Origin of the sequence: Leucobacter sp. USHLN154 (assembly GCF_037145595.1) — a bacterium.
In the GTDB taxonomy this organism is placed as follows: domain Bacteria; phylum Actinomycetota; class Actinomycetes; order Actinomycetales; family Microbacteriaceae; genus Leucobacter; species Leucobacter alluvii.
On record NZ_JBBCXF010000001.1, the window covers coordinates 572,636 to 589,412 of the forward strand.

The following is a 16,777-nucleotide window of genomic DNA, read 5'->3' on the forward strand; positions in this document are numbered from 1 at the left end:
GACCGCGCACACCCGAGAAGGAGAAGCCCCCATGACTGAACTCGCCGAACGCCCGAAGCTGGAACTGCTTCCGGCGATCGACATGGTCGACGGCAAGGCGGTGCGGCTCACCCAGGGTGAGGCCGGAACCGAGACGAACTACGGCGATCCCGTGGACGCCGCACTCGACTGGATCGATCAGGGCGCGGAATGGATCCACCTCGTCGACCTCGACGCGGCCTTCGGCCGGGGGAGCAACGTGGCGGTCGCGCGCAAGATCATCAAGCGCTCAGGCGATGTGAAGATCGAATTCTCAGGGGGCATACGAGACGACGAGTCGCTCGAAGCCGCCCTTGAGATGGGAGCCACGCGCGTCAATCTCGGCACTGCGGCGCTCGAGAACCCGGAGTGGACTGAGGCGGTGATCGCGCGTTTCGGCGAGCGAGTCGCCGTGGGGCTGGACGTGCGCGGAGAGACGCTCGCTGCGCGCGGCTGGACGGAAGAGGGCGGCAACCTGTGGGAGGTGCTCGACCGTCTCGAGGAGGCGGGCTGCTCCCGGTACGTCGTGACGGATGTCACCAAGGACGGGACCCTGCGCGGACCGAACATCGAGTTGCTCGCGCGGGTGTGCGCCAGGACGAACCGCCCGGTCGTCGCCTCGGGCGGCGTGTCGAGCCTCGACGACCTCGCCGCGCTCCGAGAGCTCGTCGACGACGGTCTGGAAGGCGCGATCGTCGGGAAGGCGCTCTACGACGGAGCCTTCTCCTTGCCCGCTGCTCTCGACGTCGCAGGGCGCTAGAGCGGACATCCCGCGACTCATGGCGATCAAGAAGCTCCCCTCTACCGGCGATTCGCCCCGCAGCACCGGAGTTCCGGACAGTCTCGTCGGCGGCGGTGCCTCCGACTCGGCGGGATTCCCCTGGGCAGGGCGCACGTTCGACCATCACGACACGGCTTTCTCCGGCGATGATGGAAGCGCATCACCCACGCACATCGCCCTCGTAACCGCTGTGCGCGACGCTGCCGCTGCGGCGCGGAGCGCTGCAGCTTCGGCCGAGTACTGGGACGCCGTGCGCGTGGTCGCTGACGCGCAGGCGGATGCGATCGCGGGGTTCGCGACCGAACGGTTTCTCGTGCCGATGCTCGCAGAGGCGGGCGATGTCGGACAGACTCCCGATGGGCGAACGGTCGAGAAATCGCAGGAACTGTCGATCGTCGCGGTCGCCGCTCCAGACGGCAGGAAGGCACTGCCGATCTTCAGTTCCGTTGCAACGCTGAACCGCTGGAACCCGGAGGCGCGACCGATTCCTGTCCCCGGCGCGCAGACCGCCTTGGCCGCGGCTCAAGACGGGACAGAGCTCATCATCATCGATCCGGGGACCCCTGAGCGTGAATTCGGAGTGCGTCGCACCGCGCTCGAGGCCCTCGCCCTGGGAAGGCGCGTGATCCCCGCGTGGGCGGACGCCGCAGTGCAGGAGGAGTTCAGAGGACTCGGTGCCGCCGACCCGCGCATCGCAGAGCTCTGGCTCGTTCCCGGAGAACTCGAGAGTCGCCTGCTCCAGCCGGAGGTCACGGTGCTCGTGCGGGTCGCGGAAGGCGCCGCCGGCGCGCGACGCGAGGTGCTCGAAGCGCTGCAGGCCCGAATCGCAGCATCGGAGGTCGTGGCGGATCGCGTCGACTCCTTGACGCTGAGACCCGTCGCGGGCGAGTAGCCGCGGGGAGCGCCCGCAGCGCCCGTCACACGAGATTGAGAAGCACGATGTAGCAAGCGGTGCCGGCGGCGACGCTGAGTACGGCCCGCCGCCGCCCGACGAGATGCACCACGATCGTCACCGCCGTGGCGACGAGCACGGCCCACCAGTGGCTCGGGCGCGCCGCCAGTTCATCGCGCAGGATGACGACCGCGAGAATGAAGAGGATGCCGGCGGGCATCCATCGGCCGAGAGCGGTCACGAACTTCGAGCGGCGCAGCGGTTTCAGGATCGCGAACGGCAGGGCGCGCAGGGCGATGGTGATGACGGCGCCGACGGCGACCGCTGCGATCAAGTACCCGAGATCAGGCATGTTCCTCCGCCGTTCCCGTCGGGTCGTCCGTGCCGGGGAGCCCGTCCCCATCGCTCCCGACGGACTTCCTCCGGGCTCTCGTGACCGCATACCGGCCCGCGAGCAGCGCAGTGAAGACGAGGAGCGCGGCGAGCAGCGCACTCTCGGGAACGGTCACGATCGCGATCGCCGCTGCGAGGGCTGCGAGCAACGCTGACGGCACCTCCCGGCGGGTGCGCACGGCGTCGAGCGTCATCACGACGAAGAGGGCGACGAGCGCGAACTCGAATCCCTCGATCGGCTCTGGAAGCGCCGTGGCGAGGGCGACGCCGATGAGCCCGCCGACGACCCAGTAGGTCTGCATCGCGAGCTGCCCGGCGACCATGCGCGCGGAGGTCAGCCGGCTCTCGTCCATGAGCACGTATGTGGCGTAAGCCTCATCGATCATCGCGTACACCGAGTACGCGCGAGGCAGACCGCGCCTCACTCGCGACACCGGAAATGAGAACGCGTAGAAGACGTGTCTGAAGTTCACCGCGAACACGGTGATCGCGATGGTGACCAGCGGTGTCGCTGCAGCGATGAGGCTGACGAGCAGCAGCTCTACGGAACCGGCGAAGATGCCGATCGACAGCGCCGGTGCGAGCCACCACGGGAGTCCCGCCTGGACCACGAGGACGCCGAGAGCGACCCCGAGCGGCAGTATTCCGATGCCGACGCCCAAGGAGTCGCCGAGGCCGGCAGCGATCTCGGCGCGCCTGGGCGGCCGGGGAGCTCGCGCTGGGGCGGCGTCCGAGGGAGGGCGGGGCACTGCGGATCCTCTCAGTTCACGGGACCCGTGTACTTCTCGCCCGGTCCCTTGCCGATCGGATCAGGAATCACCGAAGCCTCGCGGAACGCGAGCTGCACGGAGCGCAGCCCGTCACGCAGACTGCGCGCATGCATGTCGCTCACCTCCGGAGCGCCCGCCGTGATGAGGCCGGCGAGGGCGTTGATCAGCTTGCGCGCCTCGTCGAGGTCGATCTGCGTCTCGGGGTCGTCGGCGAGTCCGACCTTGACCGCGGCAGCGCTCAGCAGGTGCACGGCGGCGGTGGTGATGACCTCGACGGCGGCGACGTCGGCGATGTCCCGCGTCGCCTGCGAGATGTCGTCTCCGCTGGAATCCGCTGCTGCGGCGGGGGTGGTGGGCTGGTCGGCGGTGTGCTCGCTCATGACGTCCTGTCTGCTGCTGCGGTAGGTGTGCTACGATTGATCCGGTTCTCGGTGTTCTGCCGAGATCACGGAAGTGGAGATTCTCCCACCCGGCACCGTTTCAAGGTTACCGGGTAGTTGACACCCCGCCGATCACTCGGCAGCTGCACAAGGGTGTGGGATGGCGCGTGCGCGGTCCTGATCTCGATGCTCCGTGGCTCCGTTCCGGAGCGCCCACCCATGAGATCAGAGGAGCCGGCGATCAGCGATCCCCGTACGAATGACAGAATCCGCGTCCCCGAGGTGCGACTGGTAGGACCCAGTGGCGAGCAGGTCGGCGTCGTGCCGATCGAGACTGCGCTCCGCATGGCTGTGGACGCCGATCTCGATCTCGTCGAGGTTGCCCCGAACTCGAAGCCTCCCGTTGCCAAGATCATGGACTTCGGGAAGTACAAGTACGAGGCAGCTCAGAAGCAGAAGGAAGCACGCCGTAATCAGGCGAACACCGTGCTCAAAGAGGTGCGCTTCCGCCTGAAGATCGACACGCATGACTACGAGACGAAGATGAAGCGCGCTGTCGGCTTCCTGTCGCAGGGAGACAAGGTCAAGGCGATGATCCTGTTCCGCGGCCGTGAGCAGTCGCGGCCGGAGATGGGTGTGCGCCTGCTGCAGCAGTTCTCCGAGGACATCGCCGAATACGGTGTCGTCGAGTCGAACCCGCGCATCGACGGTCGCAACATGGTCATGGTCGTCGCTCCGCTCAAGAACAAGTCCGAAGCGAAAGCCGAGCTGAATGCTCGTCGCGCTGAGGAGAAGGCCACTCGTCGGGCCGACAAGACCGCAGGTACGGACTCGGACGACGAATGAACTGCGGTGCGCTGCCGAGCGCAGCGCCACCCCGCAATCCGCGGCCGTGAGGCTCGCACACAACAAGGAGAAATCGATGCCCAAGCAGAAGACCCACTCGGGGGCCAAGAAGCGCTTCAAGCTCACCGGCTCCGGCAAGCTGATGAAGCAGCAGGCCGGCATGCGCCACAACCTCGAGGTGAAGGCCTCGAAGCGCAAGCGCCGTCTGAACGCCGAGCAGGTGCTCGCCAAGGGCGACGCCAAGCAGGCCATGAAGCTCCTCGGTCACTGACCGGCGCGAGCGCATAGCTTTCATCTGAGAATTTTCTAAGGAAGAACTGAAATGGCAAGAGTCAAAAGGGCCGTCAACGCCCACAAGAAGCGTCGCGTCATCCTCGAGCGTGCCGAGGGATACCGCGGTCAGCGTTCGCGCCTGTACCGGAAGGCCAAAGAGCAGGTCATCCACTCGCTGGTCTACTCGTACAACGACCGCCGCAAGAAGAAGGGCGACTTCCGCCGCCTGTGGATCCAGCGCATCAACGCCGGTGCCCGTGCGAACGGCCTGACCTACAACCGCTTCATCCAGGGTCTCGGCCTTGCAGGCGTCGAGGTCGACCGTCGTATGCTCTCCGAGCTGGCCACGAACGAGCCCGCAGCCTTCGCCGCGCTCGTCGAGGTCGCGAAGTCGGCGCTGCCCGAGGACACCTCGGCTCCGAAGGCCGCGTAAGCAGTTCTTCCTGTCGAAGACCCTCGCTCCCCTGGGGAGCGGGGGTCTTCTGCGTTCTGCTGGCGCGGGGGAGTGAGCCGCTGCGCCAGTAGGCTGAACTCATGACCGACGAGATGCTGAGCAACACGAAGTCCGAACGCGTGCGACGAATCGCATCCCTCGCCCGGAAGAAGGAGCGCCAAGCGCACGGCCGCTTCCTCGTGGAGGGCCCGCAGGCGGTGCGCGAGCTGCTCGTGCATCGTCCGGAGCTCACCGAAACCGTCTACGCGACGCTCGGCGCGGAGACCTGGCAAGTCGAGATCGCCAGCCTCGCCTCGGACGCGGGCGTGCGGTTGGAGCGAGCGACCACCGAAGTCATCTCGGCGATGTCGGAGACGGTCAACCCGCAGGGCGTCGTCGCCGTCGCGCGTACGTGGGGCGAGCCGACCGAGGGCGCACTCGCGGAAGCACGGCTCGTCGCGATCCTGCACGAGATCCGCGATCCGGGCAACGCCGGTACCGTGCTGCGAGCGGCGGACGCCGCCGGGGCGGACGCCGTGATCTTCGCGGGGGAGAGCATCGATCCGTTCCACCCGAAGGTGGTGCGCTCCACGACGGGATCGCTCTTCCACATCCCCGTGCTCGTGATGTCGACGCTGGAGGAGGCGGTGGAAGCCGCGCGAGGATCGGATCTCTCGGTACTCGCGGCAGACGTGCGCGGCTCCGACGTGCTCGAAGCTCGCGCGGAGGGGGCGCTCGACGGTCCGATCGCGTGGGTGTTCGGCAATGAGGCCCGAGGGTTGAGCGAGGCCGACCGTGTGCTCGCCGATCGCTCAGTGCGGCTTCCCATCTACGGCGCGGCGGAATCGCTGAACCTCGCCACGGCGGCGAGCGTGCTGCTCTACGAGACGGCGTTCGCGCAGCGCAGCCGCTAGACGCCGCGGTCCGGGTCTGCGCTCCCGCCGTACTCGGCCTGCGAGAATGGGCGAATGCCCCGTATCGATCTCAACAGCGACCTCGGTGAATCGTTCGGCAGTTACGCCTTCGGCGACGACACCGTGGTGCTCTCATCCGTGTCGAGCGCCAATGTGGCCTGCGGGTTCCACGGCGGTGATCCGCGCGGCATACGTGCGACCTGCGCGGCGGCGCACGCTGCCGGAGTGGCGATCGGCGCGCATCCGGGCTACCGCGATCTCGCCGGGTTCGGTCGTCGATTCATCGAGTACGAACCGGGCGAATTGACCGACGAGATCATCTACCAGCTCGGCGCCGTGCAGGCGCTTGCGCGGAGCGTCGGCTCCGCTGTGCGGTACGTGAAACCGCACGGTGCGCTGTACAACGCCATCGCGCATCACGAGGGACAGGCCCGTGCGGTCGTGCGCGCCCTGCGCGAATCCGGCACGGGGCTCCCGCTCCTGGTGCCGCCCGACTCGGTGATCGAACGGGTGGCCGAGGAGTCGGGAGTGCGCACCTTCTCCGAAGCCTTCGCCGATCGTGCGTACGCACCAGACGGCTCCCTCGTGCCGCGCGCCGTCTCCGGGGCGGTGCTGACCGGCGAGGCCGCAACGGCGCAAGCGATGAGGATCGCGACGACGGGTCGGGTGCTCGCCGTCGACGGCACGGAGATCGCCGTGCGTGCCGACAGCATCTGCCTGCACGGCGATCATCCCGCAGCGGTGCGGTTGGCCGGCGACATTCGCACGGCGCTCGAGGGCTGCGGCGTCGAGATCGGGAGCTTCGTCTAGATGGGCGGTTCGAAGCGGATGCGCTCGGCGGGGGCTGGAGGTTCGTCGCCGTTCACGGTGCGCGCGGTCGGCGATCGAGCGTGCATCGTCGACCTGCCGGATCTCGACACGGTGCTCGGGCTCGCCGCGATCCTCAGAGAACGAGGCTTTCCCGGCGTCATCGATATCGTGCCGGCGGCGCGCACGGTCCTGGTGACGTGCGTCGACCGCGCCAATGCGCGTCGAATCGCCGATGAGATCGCCGGGCTCCCCTCTGGCATCGCGGGCTTCGCGCGCTCGATGCTGGGGGAGTCGGCGCGTGTGGCGATCGTCGACGTCGTGTACGACGGCGAGGACCTCGAGGCGGTCGGAGCGATGACCGGGCTCAGCGCGGCCGGCGTGGTCGCGGCGCACACCGGCTCTCGATGGACGGCGGCGTTCGGCGGCTTCGCTCCCGGGTTCGTGTACCTCACCGGCGGTGATGCCGCGCTGCGCGTGCCGCGACTCGAGTCACCCCGCGAGCGCGTCGCCCCCGGGTCGGTGGGGCTCGCCGGGGCGTTCTCCGCGGTCTACCCCGGGGCCTCTCCCGGAGGATGGCGGCTGATCGGGCGCACGACCGCTCAACTGTGGGATGCGACGCGTGAACGCGCGTCGCTGATCGCACCTGGCGACACGGTGACATTCCGCGCCGTGCGCGAGCAGGTCGCGCTCGCAGTGCCCGTGCCCGTGCCCGACGCGCCGGACGCGACGGACGCGCCTTCGGCGGTACCGGACGCGTCGCCGGTCCCGCCCGAGGCGGCGTCGCGCTCCGCCATCACGGTGATCGACCCGGGGATGCAGACACTCGTGCAAGACGCGGGGCGGGCTGGACACTCGGCGATCGGTGTGAGCCCTTCCGGCGCCGCCGACCGCGTTGCGCTGCGCCGCGCCAACCGGGCGGTGGGCAACGCTGACGGGGCCGCTGCGCTGGAAACACTGAACGCGGCACTCGTCGTGCGCGCCGACGTCGATGTCTCTATCGCGTTGGCCGGAACGGACGCCACGGCTGAGATCGTCGGCGCTGGCGACGAGCGGCGGACGCCGCCCTCGAGTCAGGAAGCGTTCACCGTGCGCCGAGGGGAGGTGCTGCGCGTCGGGCGGGCCACGCGCGGAATGCGCGGGGTGCTCGCGATACGGGGAGGCTTCGCGGTGCCGCGCGTACTCGGAAGCGCGAGTCACGACAGTCTGTCGGGCATCGGCCCGGCTCCGCTCGCGGCGGGCGATGCCCTCGCGATCGACGATCCTCGACAGGCAGATCGGGCGGCGCACTCGCCCGAGTCGGATGGTCGTCCCATCGGCGACGAGGCGCAGCTCCGCTTCGTACCGGGTCCGAGGAGCGACTGGTTCGACGCGAAGGCTCGTGCCGCCTTGACGTCGCAGAGCTGGCGCCTGAGCGCGTCGTCGAATCGCGTCGGCGCGCGATTCGACGGGACGCCGCTCCGGCGCGCGCGGCACGACGAGCTGCCGAGCGAGGGCACCGTCCGCGGATCCATTCAGGTGCCTCCGAATGGCCTTCCCGTGCTCTTCCTCGCCGACCACCCCGTGACGGGCGGCTACCCCGTCATCGGGACTGTGATCGATGCCGATACCGATATCGCCGCGCAACTGCGCCCCGGTTCGCACGTGCGGTTCGTCCCCGTCGATCCCGACGACCCGCACCTCGGCTCCCGTCCCGACGCGCGCTCGGAGATTCCCGAGGCCGTCCGTCTCTCGTTCGAAGTCGATGGGAAGCGGGTCGCCGTCACGCTTCCCGGTGCGCTCGCCGCCGCGCTCGACCGGCTCTCGGCGACGGACATCGGAGACGACGGGCGGCTCCTCATGGAAGATACGGTGGCGACCCTGCTGCGCGACATCCTGTCGGCCTCGGCCGCCGCCGCTGCCGGTAAGATAGGGACTCGTGTCAGACAGCGCCCCGAAATCGAATCCGATCACCGCTGAAGCGGCAGAAGCAGCGGTCACGGCCGCGCTCGCCGCCTTCGCAGCGGCAGACTCCGTCGCAGAGCTGAAAGCCGCGCGCACCGCGCACGCGGGCGACGGCTCAGCGATCGCTCAGCTCAACGCGCAGATGCGCGCGGTGCCGAAGGACGAGAAGGCCGCGACGGGCAAGCTCATGGGGCAGGCGCGCGGACGCATCGAGGGCGCCTATCACGGGCGTGAGTCGGAGCTCGCGGCGCAGGAGGCCGCGGCACGGCTGGTCGCCGAGACCGTCGACGTGACTGCGGCACCGGTGCGTCGCACTGCCGGGAGCCGGCACCCGCTCGCCCAGTTGCAGGACGAGGTCTCCGACGTGTTCATCGGAATGGGGTGGGAGATCGCCGAGGGCCCAGAGGTCGAGCACGAATGGTTCAACTTCGACGCGCTCGGGTTCGACCCCGATCACCCGGCGCGCGCGATGCAGGACACGTTCTTCATCGAACCGGCCGATCGGCACCTGGTGCTGCGCACCCACACCTCGCCCGTGCAGATCCGCTCGCTGCTCGACCGCGAGCTTCCGGTCTACGTGGTCGCGCCCGGGCGTACGTACCGCACCGATGAGCTCGACGCCACGCACACCCCGGTCTTCAGTCAGATCGAGGGAATCGCCATCGATCGCGGCCTGACGATGGCGCATCTGCGCGGCACGCTCGAGCACTTCGCTCGCCAGATGTTCGGCGCAGAGGCGGAGATCCGGTTGCGCCCGAACTTCTTCCCGTTCACCGAGCCGTCGGCCGAGATGGATGTCTGGCAGCCGCATGCGAAGGGCGGTGCGCGCTGGGTCGAATGGGGCGGATGCGGCATGGTCGATCCGAAACTGCTCGCCGCTGCCGGCATCGATCCCGATGAGTACCAGGGCTTCGCCTTCGGCATGGGCATTGAGCGCACCCTGCAGTTCCGCCACGACATCAACGACATGCGCGACATGGTCGAAGGCGATGTCAGATTCAATCGTCAGTTCGGAGGACTGGTCTAATGCGCATTCCGCTCAGCTGGCTCGGCGAGATCGTCTCGCTGCCCGAAGACGTCACCCCAGAAGCGGTGCACGCCGACCTCGTACGCGTCGGCTTCGAAGAGGAGTCGATTCGACGCTTCGATGTGACCGGACCCGTCGTCGTCGGCGAGGTGCTCTCCCGCGAACCCGAGGAGCACTCGAACGGCAAGACGGTGAACTGGTGCCAGGTGCGCGTCGCCCCCGAGGGTCAGCAGGCCGCCGACGGCGGAGCCGACGTGCGCGGTATCGTCTGCGGCGCCCACAACTTCGACGCGGGCGACAAAGTCGTCGTGTCGCTGCCAGGGGCGGTGCTGCCCGGAGGTTTCGCGATCTCTGCGCGCAAGACGTACGGGCACGTCTCCGACGGCATGATCGCCTCGGCCCGCGAACTGTCGCTCGGTGAGGATCACGAGGGCATCATCGTGCTCTCCCGTCTGGGTCTCGATCCCGTCGTCGGCGCGGACGCCCGAGCACTGCTCGGCCTCTCGGATACCGCGGTCGAGATCAACGTGACTCCCGATCGGGGCTACGCGTTCTCCGTGCGGGGCGTTGGGCGCGAGTACGCCCACGCGACCGGTGCGAGCTTCACCGATCCGGCCCTCGCCGTGTCGCCCGCGATCGGCACCGGGTTCTCGGTCACGCTCGACGACCGGGCTCCGATTCGCGGGCGCGCCGGTGCCACCGGCTTCGTGACTCGCGTGGTGCGGGGAATCGATCCGTCGCGCCCGACGCCCGCCTGGATGGTCGCGCGGCTCCAGCTCGCCGGCATCCGCTCGCTCTCGCTCGAGGTCGACATCTCGAACTACGTGATGCTCGAGCTCGGTCAGCCGCTGCACGCGTATGATCTGCGCAAGCTCACCGGCGGTATCACGGTGCGCCGCGCAGCTCCGGGGGAGACTCTGGTCACGCTGGACGGTCAGGAGCGCCAGCTGCACGTCGAGGATCTCGTGATCGCCGACGAATCGGGCGCGATCGGCCTCGCCGGAGTCATGGGCGGTGCCTCGACCAAGGCTGACGACACGACCGTCGACGTGCTGATCGAAGCGGCGACGTTCGATCCGGTCTCGATCGCTCGCACCGCGCGCAGGCACAAGCTGCCGAGCGAGGCTTCCAAGCGTTTCGAGCGAGGCGTCGACCCGTTGGTGTCGCGCGCCGCGGCGCAGCGCATGGTCGACCTGCTCGTCGAGCTCGCAGGCGGCACGGCGGACGAGCTCGGCTCGGACCTCGTGGCGGGCTGGGAGCCGATCGAGGTGCGGCTGCCGATCGCGCGAGTCAACGGGCTTCTGGGCACGGACTACAGCGAAGGCGAGATCCGCGGCGCGATCGAGACGATCGGCTGCACCATCGTCGCCGACGGCGGCGACGAGCTCGGAGTGACCGCGCCCAGCTGGCGTTCCGATCTCACCCGCAGTGCCGATCTGATCGAGGAGGTCGCGCGCATCGTCGGATACGATCGCATCCCTTCGACGCTGCCGGTGGCTCCCGCCGGTCGCGGACTCACGCGGAGCCAGCGCCTGCGCCGTCGCGTCGCCGACATCATCACGGCAGCCGGGCTCGACGAGGTGCAGAGCTACCCGTTCGTCTCCCGGTCGCAGCTGCAGGCGTTCGGAGCGGGTGCCGAGGGAGCCGGTTCCGGCGACGCCGCAGAGGCTGACAGCGAGGCGACTCGTGCTGCGGCGCCGCCCGTGGCGGCAATCGCGCTCGCGAATGCGCTCGACGCGCAGTCCCCGTACCTGCGCCGGTCGCTGCTGCCGGGGCTCGTCACCGCCGCTCAGCGCAACGCGTCACGCGGATTGACCGACCTCGCGCTCGTCGAACTGGGACTCGTGTTCGCGCCCGGTGCAGGTGACGCGCTGCTCGGCACCGATACGGTGCCGCCGCTCGCGGAGCGGCCGTCTGACGCCGTTCTCGCAGAACTCAACGCATCGATCCCCGACCAACCGCGCCGCATCGCCGGTCTGCTGCTCGGCGATGCCGTGCCGAAGCAGGCGGGTGAGCCGGCCCGCGCCTACGACTGGGCCGATGCCCTCGACGCGGCGCGTACGGTCGCGGGTGCGGTCTCGGCGGAGCTCGTCGTCTCGCAGGGCGCTCACCGTGCCTTCCACCCTGGCCGCACGGCGGAGCTCGCCATCCGCGTCGCCGACGACGGAGCGGATGCCGACGGCGACGAGGGCGGTCTCGTGGTGATCGGTGTCGCGGGCGAACTGCTGCCCGAGCTGGTCGCCGAGCATCATCTGCCCGGCCGAGTCGCAGCGTTCGAGCTCGATCTCGACCGCTTGATCGAGCTCGCACCGCGCCTGCCGGAGACCGCTCAGCTCTCGACCTATCCCGCCGCGACGCAGGATCTCACCCTCGTCGTCGCCGACGACGTTCCGGCGGGCGATCTGCTCGCCGTGGTCGTAGCGGGCGCGGGCGACCTGCTCGAAGGTGCGCGAATCGTCGATGACTATCGCGGCGCCGGGATCGAGGCGGGCTCGAAGGCGCTCACGTTCGCATTGCGTTTCCGCGCTGAAGACCGAACGCTCACCGCGGAGGAGGCCAGCGCGGCGAAACTCGCCGGTGTCGAAGCCGCGGCGCTCGCATTCGACGCCAAGCTGCGGGAATGATGACCTGGGGAGACAGGAGGACCGATGACTGGAATCACGCCGTACCTCCTGTTTCCCGGTAACGCTGGCGAAGCGCTCGAGTTCTACCGCTCCGTGTTCGGGGGTGCGCTGGAGATACGAACCTTCGCCGACTTCGGGCGCGTCGACGGACCGGACGACGCCGTCGCGCACGGCACGCTCGTCGGGCCGGTGGCGATCTACGGGGCTGACGCCGGTGCTGACGAAGACGCGGTGCACATCGGAGGAATGTTCTTCTCCCTGCTCGGAGCAGCGGCGCCATCGACACTCCACCGGTGGTTCGAGGCGCTCGCCGATTCCGGCCGCATCCTGCTTCCGCTGGAGCGCCGCGCCTGGGGCGCGAGCGACGGACAGCTGGTCGATCAGTACGGAGTACGGTGGCTGATCGGCTACGAGGGGGCGTAGACGAGCTCGTCTCGCAGTGGATCGGGCGCGTCACCCCCGGCTGGAGGGCGCGAGGCTGAACATCCAGGGAACACCGAATCGATCGGCGAGCATGCCGAAGGTGTCTCCCCAGGGCGCGGTCTCGAACGGCTCACGGATCTGGGCACCGTTCGACATGCCCTCCCAGAGCGCCCGGATGCGTTCGGCGTCGTCGCCGGAGACGCACACGGAGTGCCCGAGCGATGCAGCGTCCGGCGCCTCGGCCATGGAGGCCGGGTAGTCGGCGGCCATGATCGTGAGACCGTCTTCCGTGTCGATCTGCCCGTGCATGATCTTCTCCGATTCGGCGGGGTCGCCCATCATGCCGGGTACGGAGTCGTACTGCATGAGGCGGATCTCACCGCCGAGCACCGAGTGGTAGAACTCGAGCGCTTGCCGGGCGTTGCCGTGGAAGTTGAGGTAGGGGTTCAAGCTGATCGACATGAGGACTCCTCGGAGCTCGCGGAGCTGCGACCGGCCCCTCTGCTGACATTGTGCACCGGCAGGAGTGAAAAGTCATCGACCTGACTCTTGTCGCGCGAGCGAGGGCGACGGATACTGAGAGCGGGCGCGCCGTGCCGGCGCCCGAGCGACCACTGGACCCGGCAGTGCTGCCGAGCTCACCGGCGAGAGGAGCAGTCATGACCGACCAGTACATCGTGCCCAACATCTGGTGCCAGCGGAACGCAGAGGAGGTCGGTCGGTTCTATGCGGACGTCTTCCCCGGCACGACCACCGAGGTCGAGTCGCGGTACCCGCAGACGGGCCTGCTCGACTTCCAAGCGCCGTTCGCCGGCGAGCCGTTGACCGTGGCGGTGAACCTCGCGGGGTATCGGCTCACGCTGATCAACGCGGGCGAGGAGTTCTTCCCGAATCCATCGATCTCGATGTTCCTGATGTTCGGCGATGCGCGGTTCGGCGGCCCGAAGCTCGCGCGCGCGGCGCTCGATCGGGTGTGGAACGGTCTGCTGCAGGGAGGGACGGTGCTCATGCCTCTGGACGAGTATCCCTTCAGCCCCTACTACGGGTGGGTGCAGGATCGGTACGGCATGAGCTGGCAGCTCAGCGTCAACGACGAGATCGATGCTGAGGCAGCATTCGTCATGCCCTCCCTCATGTTCGGGGGAGCCGCCCAGAATCGGGCTGCAGAAGCACGCGACCGCTACATCGAGGTGTTCGATGACGCGGCGCTGATCGGATCGTTCCCCTACGGCGAGCCCACCGGGCCCGCAACCGCCGAGGCCCTGATGTACAGCGATTTCCGCATCCGGGATCAGCTCTTCGCGGTGATGGACTCGGGTGTGGAGCAGGATTTCTCCTTCACGTGCGGCGTATCGCTCGAGGTGCACTGCGCCGACCAGGTCGAGATCGATCGCCTGTGGGAGGCCCTGTCGGCGGTGCCGGAAGCCGAGCAGTGCGGGTGGTTGGCCGACGAGTTCGGCGTGAGCTGGCAGATCGTCCCGGCCAACATGGGTGAGCTCATGGAGCGGCCGAACGCGTTCGAGCACATGCTCGGCATGCACAAAATCGTCATCGACGACCTGTGATCCCGAACGCCCGTTCACCGGCCCCGGCGTTCAGTGAGAGGAGGACTACACTCGCAGGGTTGGATCGAGTAGGGCGGGGACGAACTCATGCGGGTGCGGGCGACGGCGGTCAGTAAAGGACCGGGTGGGCGGGCGCTCCCGCCGATCGATGTGTCGATGAGCTCTGGCACTGCGGTGTTCGTCGAAGCCGAGACGGCGCAGCGACCGACCGTGCTCGGCCTCATCGTCTCTGGCCGGATGAAGCCCGACTCCGGGGAGGTCTCGATCGACGGCACTCCCGACGCCAAAGCACTCCGGCGCAGACTCGCTCTCGTCGATGCCCCCGATGTGAGCGAACCGCACGGCGACGTGCTGCTCTCCGACGTCGTCGCAGAAGAGCTGATGTTCGCGGGGAGATTCGGCGGGCCGACCGCGGTGCGGCACGAACTCGAGCGCTTGGGCCTGCGCGAGCATGCACGGTTGCCGATCGGCGATCTCGCCCCTGATGCCCGGGTGCGCGCGCTCTGCGAATTGGCGCTGCAGCGCCCGGAGGTCGAAGGGCTCGTGCTCGTCTCGCCGGATCGCCATGGCGGCGCGCCGGAGGACTGGTGGCGCATCGCGTGCGAGCTGGCGGAGGACGGAGCCGCGGTGCTGGTCATCGCGGGTCGCGCGGCGCGCGCGGCGATCTCGGCGCATCCGGCAGGGTGGGGAACCGGCGAAGTCATGCCGCTGCATGACCATGCGGACGCGGACGACGCCGCAGCAGCAGTGGAGGAACAGGCATGAAGATCCCGCAGATGATTCGGGCCGAGTTCGCTCGCCTCTGGGCGACCAAGATGGCGCGCCTCGCCTTCGCTGCCCTGATGTGCGTGCCGCTGCTCTACGGCGGACTCTATCTCTGGGCGAACCAGGATCCGTACGCCAGGCTCGACCAGGTTCCCGTAGCGCTCGTGGTGTCCGATGCAGGCGTCGCAGAGGGCGAGAGCACGCGGGTCATCGGGGACGAAGTCGCGCAGAATCTCATCGATGACGGCAGTTTCGACTGGCATCGTGTCAGTGCGAAGGATGCGGAGCGCGGCGTCGCGAACGGGGTCTACGACTTCACCGTGACGTTGCCGAAGGACTTCTCCGAGGCGTTGCAATCGTCGCAGACGGACGACCCGCATCGGGCCGACGTGGTGCTCACCACGAACGACGCGAACAGTTACCTCGCGACGACCATCGGCGAGCAGGCGGTGCAGCGCATCCAGAAGCAGATCGTGCAGTCGGTGAACCGTGAAGCGGCGCGTTCGCTTCTCGACGGCATCGCTCAGGTGCGCGGATCGCTCATCGAGGCGACCGATGGTGCGAGCGAGCTGACCGACGGGGCTGCGACCGCCCGCGATGGTGCGGGGGAGCTGCACGCTGGTACGCAGACGGCGGCGGAAGGGTCGGGTCGGCTGGCGAGCGGTCTCTCGCAGCTGCGCGATGCGACCGCGTCGCTTCCGCAGAGCACGGAGACGCTCGCCGGCGGAGCCGCGCAGGTCGCCGCTGGCAATGCGACCGTCGCCCAGTACGGCAGAGAAGCCGCGGACGTCAGTCAGCGCGCGATCGATGCGCTGGCCGCAGACCGAGCCGCGGTGCTGCAGGATCTCGCGAACGCGAACGTCGATCCGGCCGTGATCGACCGAGTGAGCGGCGCGATGGATCGCATCGGCGGTGACCTCACCAGCGTCAACGCGCAGGTGCAGGGGGCCAGTGCCCAACTCGACACGCTCGCCGGTGGTGCGCAGCAGGTCGCGGACGGTTCACGGCAGCTCGCCGACGCGACGCCCCAACTCACGAACGGCATCGCGACAGCGGCGGACGGCTCGGTCGCGCTCGATGACGGGCTCGCGCAGCTCGTCGAGGGCTCGGGAGAGCTGCAGAGCGGGCTCGGAGACCTGACGAACGGTGCGGGGCAGCTGCGCGACGCGCTCGCGGAGGGCGTCGATGCGCTGCCCGACAGCTCCGATGACTTGCGAGGGGATCAGGCCTCGAACATCGCGAGCCCGGTCGACGTGCAGACGAGCCGGGTCACCTCGGCTGGCAGCTACGGAGCCGGCCTCGCACCGTTCTTCATGAGCCTGGCAGCGTGGATCGGCATCTACGCGCTCTTCCTCATTCTGAAGCCGGTGTCGCGCCGTGCGGTGACCGCGCTGCACACGCCACTGAGGGTCACCCTCGCCGGTTGGGCGACACCCGCACTGCTGGGAGCCACGCAGATGCTCGCGCTCTTCGCGATCGTCGCCTTCGCACTCCGGTTCGACTTCTCGCACCCGGTCGCCGCCTACGGGACGATCGCGCTCGCGTCGGCGACCTTCGCAGCCATCATCCTGGCGTTGAACGTCTGGCTGGGGAGCGTCGGCCAGTTCCTGGGGCTCGTGCTCATGGTGGTGCAACTCGTCACCGCCGGCGGCACCTTCCCCTGGCAGACGCTCCCACCGTCGCTCGCGACCCTGCATCATTACCTGCCGATGTCGTTCGCGGTCGACGGGTTGCGACAGCTGATGTACGGGGGCGACCTCGCCGATGCCGCGAGCGAGGCGGTGAAGCTCGCGCTCGTGCTGGTGATCGCGGTGCTCGTCGCGGCGCTGGGCGTTGCGAAGACGATGCGATCGCGCACTCTGAAGGATCTGCAGCCGAGCCTCATCGGGTAGCCCAGCGTATACACACGGGGCTGGATCACG

The 16,777-nt window shown here is 68.7% G+C and carries 18 protein-coding genes; 14 read left to right on the forward strand and 4 right to left on the reverse strand.

Translation table 11 applies throughout. From position 1 onward, the window contains the following. The first annotated feature begins 31 nt into the window (after nt 1-31). Nucleotides 32-778, forward strand: a complete 747-nt coding sequence (priA, locus tag WFH23_RS02715; RefSeq protein WP_090147899.1) for a bifunctional 1-(5-phosphoribosyl)-5-((5-phosphoribosylamino)methylideneamino)imidazole-4-carboxamide isomerase/phosphoribosylanthranilate isomerase PriA — start codon at nt 32-34, stop codon at nt 776-778. 19 nt (nt 779-797) lie between these two features. Beyond that, nucleotides 798-1,691 carry an SseB family protein gene (locus WFH23_RS02720; RefSeq protein WP_211647980.1) on the forward strand — a complete coding sequence of 298 codons (894 nt, stop codon included), beginning with the start codon at nt 798-800 and terminating at the stop codon, nt 1,689-1,691. Between the two features lie 25 nt (nt 1,692-1,716). Here WFH23_RS02720 and WFH23_RS02725 read toward each other — a convergent pair whose 3' ends face one another. From WFH23_RS02725 to WFH23_RS02735, 3 genes are read right to left on the reverse strand one after another with little or no spacing between them, the layout of a single operon-like run. Beyond that, nucleotides 1,717-2,043 carry a branched-chain amino acid transporter permease gene (locus WFH23_RS02725; RefSeq protein WP_090147905.1) on the reverse strand — a complete coding sequence of 109 codons (327 nt, stop codon included), beginning with the start codon at nt 2,041-2,043 and terminating at the stop codon, nt 1,717-1,719. Further along, a complete protein-coding gene (locus WFH23_RS02730) occupies nt 2,036-2,833 on the reverse strand; it encodes an AzlC family ABC transporter permease (protein ID WP_211647982.1) in 798 nt (265 codons plus the stop codon). The genes WFH23_RS02725 and WFH23_RS02730 overlap by 8 nt, the downstream gene beginning before the upstream one ends. An 11-nt stretch (nt 2,834-2,844) precedes the next feature. Further along, a complete protein-coding gene (locus WFH23_RS02735) occupies nt 2,845-3,234 on the reverse strand; it encodes a DUF1844 domain-containing protein (RefSeq protein WP_200329456.1) in 390 nt (129 codons plus the stop codon). Nucleotides 3,235-3,453: 219 nt separating this feature from the next. Between WFH23_RS02735 and infC the strand changes: the two genes are divergently transcribed. From infC to WFH23_RS02780, 9 genes are all read left to right on the forward strand, one after another. Next, nucleotides 3,454-4,080: a translation initiation factor IF-3 gene (infC, locus tag WFH23_RS02740; protein WP_090147910.1), complete on the forward strand. Its 627-nt coding sequence runs from the start codon at nt 3,454-3,456 to the stop codon at nt 4,078-4,080. A gap of 76 nt (nt 4,081-4,156) precedes the next feature. Beyond that, nucleotides 4,157-4,351, forward strand: coding sequence for a 50S ribosomal protein L35 (gene rpmI / locus WFH23_RS02745; protein WP_010156662.1), 195 nt, complete (start codon nt 4,157-4,159; stop codon nt 4,349-4,351). Nucleotides 4,352-4,402: 51 nt separating this feature from the next. Then, entirely contained in the window at nt 4,403-4,786 is a 384-nt protein-coding gene (gene rplT, locus WFH23_RS02750) for a 50S ribosomal protein L20 (protein ID WP_010156663.1), read from the forward strand. 101 nt (nt 4,787-4,887) lie between these two features. Beyond that, nucleotides 4,888-5,700, forward strand: a complete 813-nt coding sequence (locus WFH23_RS02755) for a TrmH family RNA methyltransferase (RefSeq protein WP_336661498.1) — start codon at nt 4,888-4,890, stop codon at nt 5,698-5,700. A gap of 54 nt (nt 5,701-5,754) precedes the next feature. Further along, entirely contained in the window at nt 5,755-6,510 is a 756-nt protein-coding gene (locus tag WFH23_RS02760; protein ID WP_336661499.1) for a LamB/YcsF family protein, read from the forward strand. Continuing rightward, nucleotides 6,511-8,466, forward strand: coding sequence for an urea amidolyase family protein (locus WFH23_RS02765; protein WP_336661500.1), 1,956 nt, complete (start codon nt 6,511-6,513; stop codon nt 8,464-8,466). It begins immediately after the preceding gene. After that, nucleotides 8,426-9,478 carry a phenylalanine--tRNA ligase subunit alpha gene (gene pheS / locus WFH23_RS02770; RefSeq protein WP_211647986.1) on the forward strand — a complete coding sequence of 351 codons (1,053 nt, stop codon included), beginning with the start codon at nt 8,426-8,428 and terminating at the stop codon, nt 9,476-9,478. The genes WFH23_RS02765 and pheS overlap by 41 nt, the downstream gene beginning before the upstream one ends. After that, on the forward strand, nt 9,478-12,102 hold the full coding sequence (gene pheT / locus WFH23_RS02775; protein WP_336661501.1) for a phenylalanine--tRNA ligase subunit beta: 2,625 nt from the start codon (nt 9,478-9,480) through the stop codon (nt 12,100-12,102). The genes pheS and pheT overlap by 1 nt, the downstream gene beginning before the upstream one ends. A 24-nt stretch (nt 12,103-12,126) precedes the next feature. Beyond that, complete coding sequence (locus WFH23_RS02780) at nt 12,127-12,525, forward strand: VOC family protein (RefSeq protein WP_090147922.1); 399 nt, start codon at nt 12,127-12,129, stop codon at nt 12,523-12,525. 30 nt (nt 12,526-12,555) lie between these two features. On the opposite strand, the gene WFH23_RS02785 is transcribed toward WFH23_RS02780, so the two are convergent. Continuing rightward, nucleotides 12,556-12,987: a VOC family protein gene (locus WFH23_RS02785; protein ID WP_090147924.1), complete on the reverse strand. Its 432-nt coding sequence runs from the start codon at nt 12,985-12,987 to the stop codon at nt 12,556-12,558. Nucleotides 12,988-13,184: 197 nt separating this feature from the next. On the opposite strand from WFH23_RS02785, the gene WFH23_RS02790 reads away from it, so the two are divergent. From WFH23_RS02790 to WFH23_RS02800, 3 genes are all read left to right on the forward strand, one after another. After that, nucleotides 13,185-14,090: a VOC family protein gene (locus WFH23_RS02790; protein ID WP_336661502.1), complete on the forward strand. Its 906-nt coding sequence runs from the start codon at nt 13,185-13,187 to the stop codon at nt 14,088-14,090. Between the two features lie 156 nt (nt 14,091-14,246). Then, on the forward strand, nt 14,247-14,855 hold the full coding sequence (locus tag WFH23_RS02795; RefSeq protein WP_336661503.1) for a hypothetical protein: 609 nt from the start codon (nt 14,247-14,249) through the stop codon (nt 14,853-14,855). Continuing rightward, entirely contained in the window at nt 14,852-16,747 is a 1,896-nt protein-coding gene (locus WFH23_RS02800) for a YhgE/Pip domain-containing protein (protein ID WP_336661504.1), read from the forward strand. Before WFH23_RS02795 ends, WFH23_RS02800 begins: the two co-directional genes overlap by 4 nt. Nucleotides 16,748-16,777: the final 30 nt, after the last annotated feature.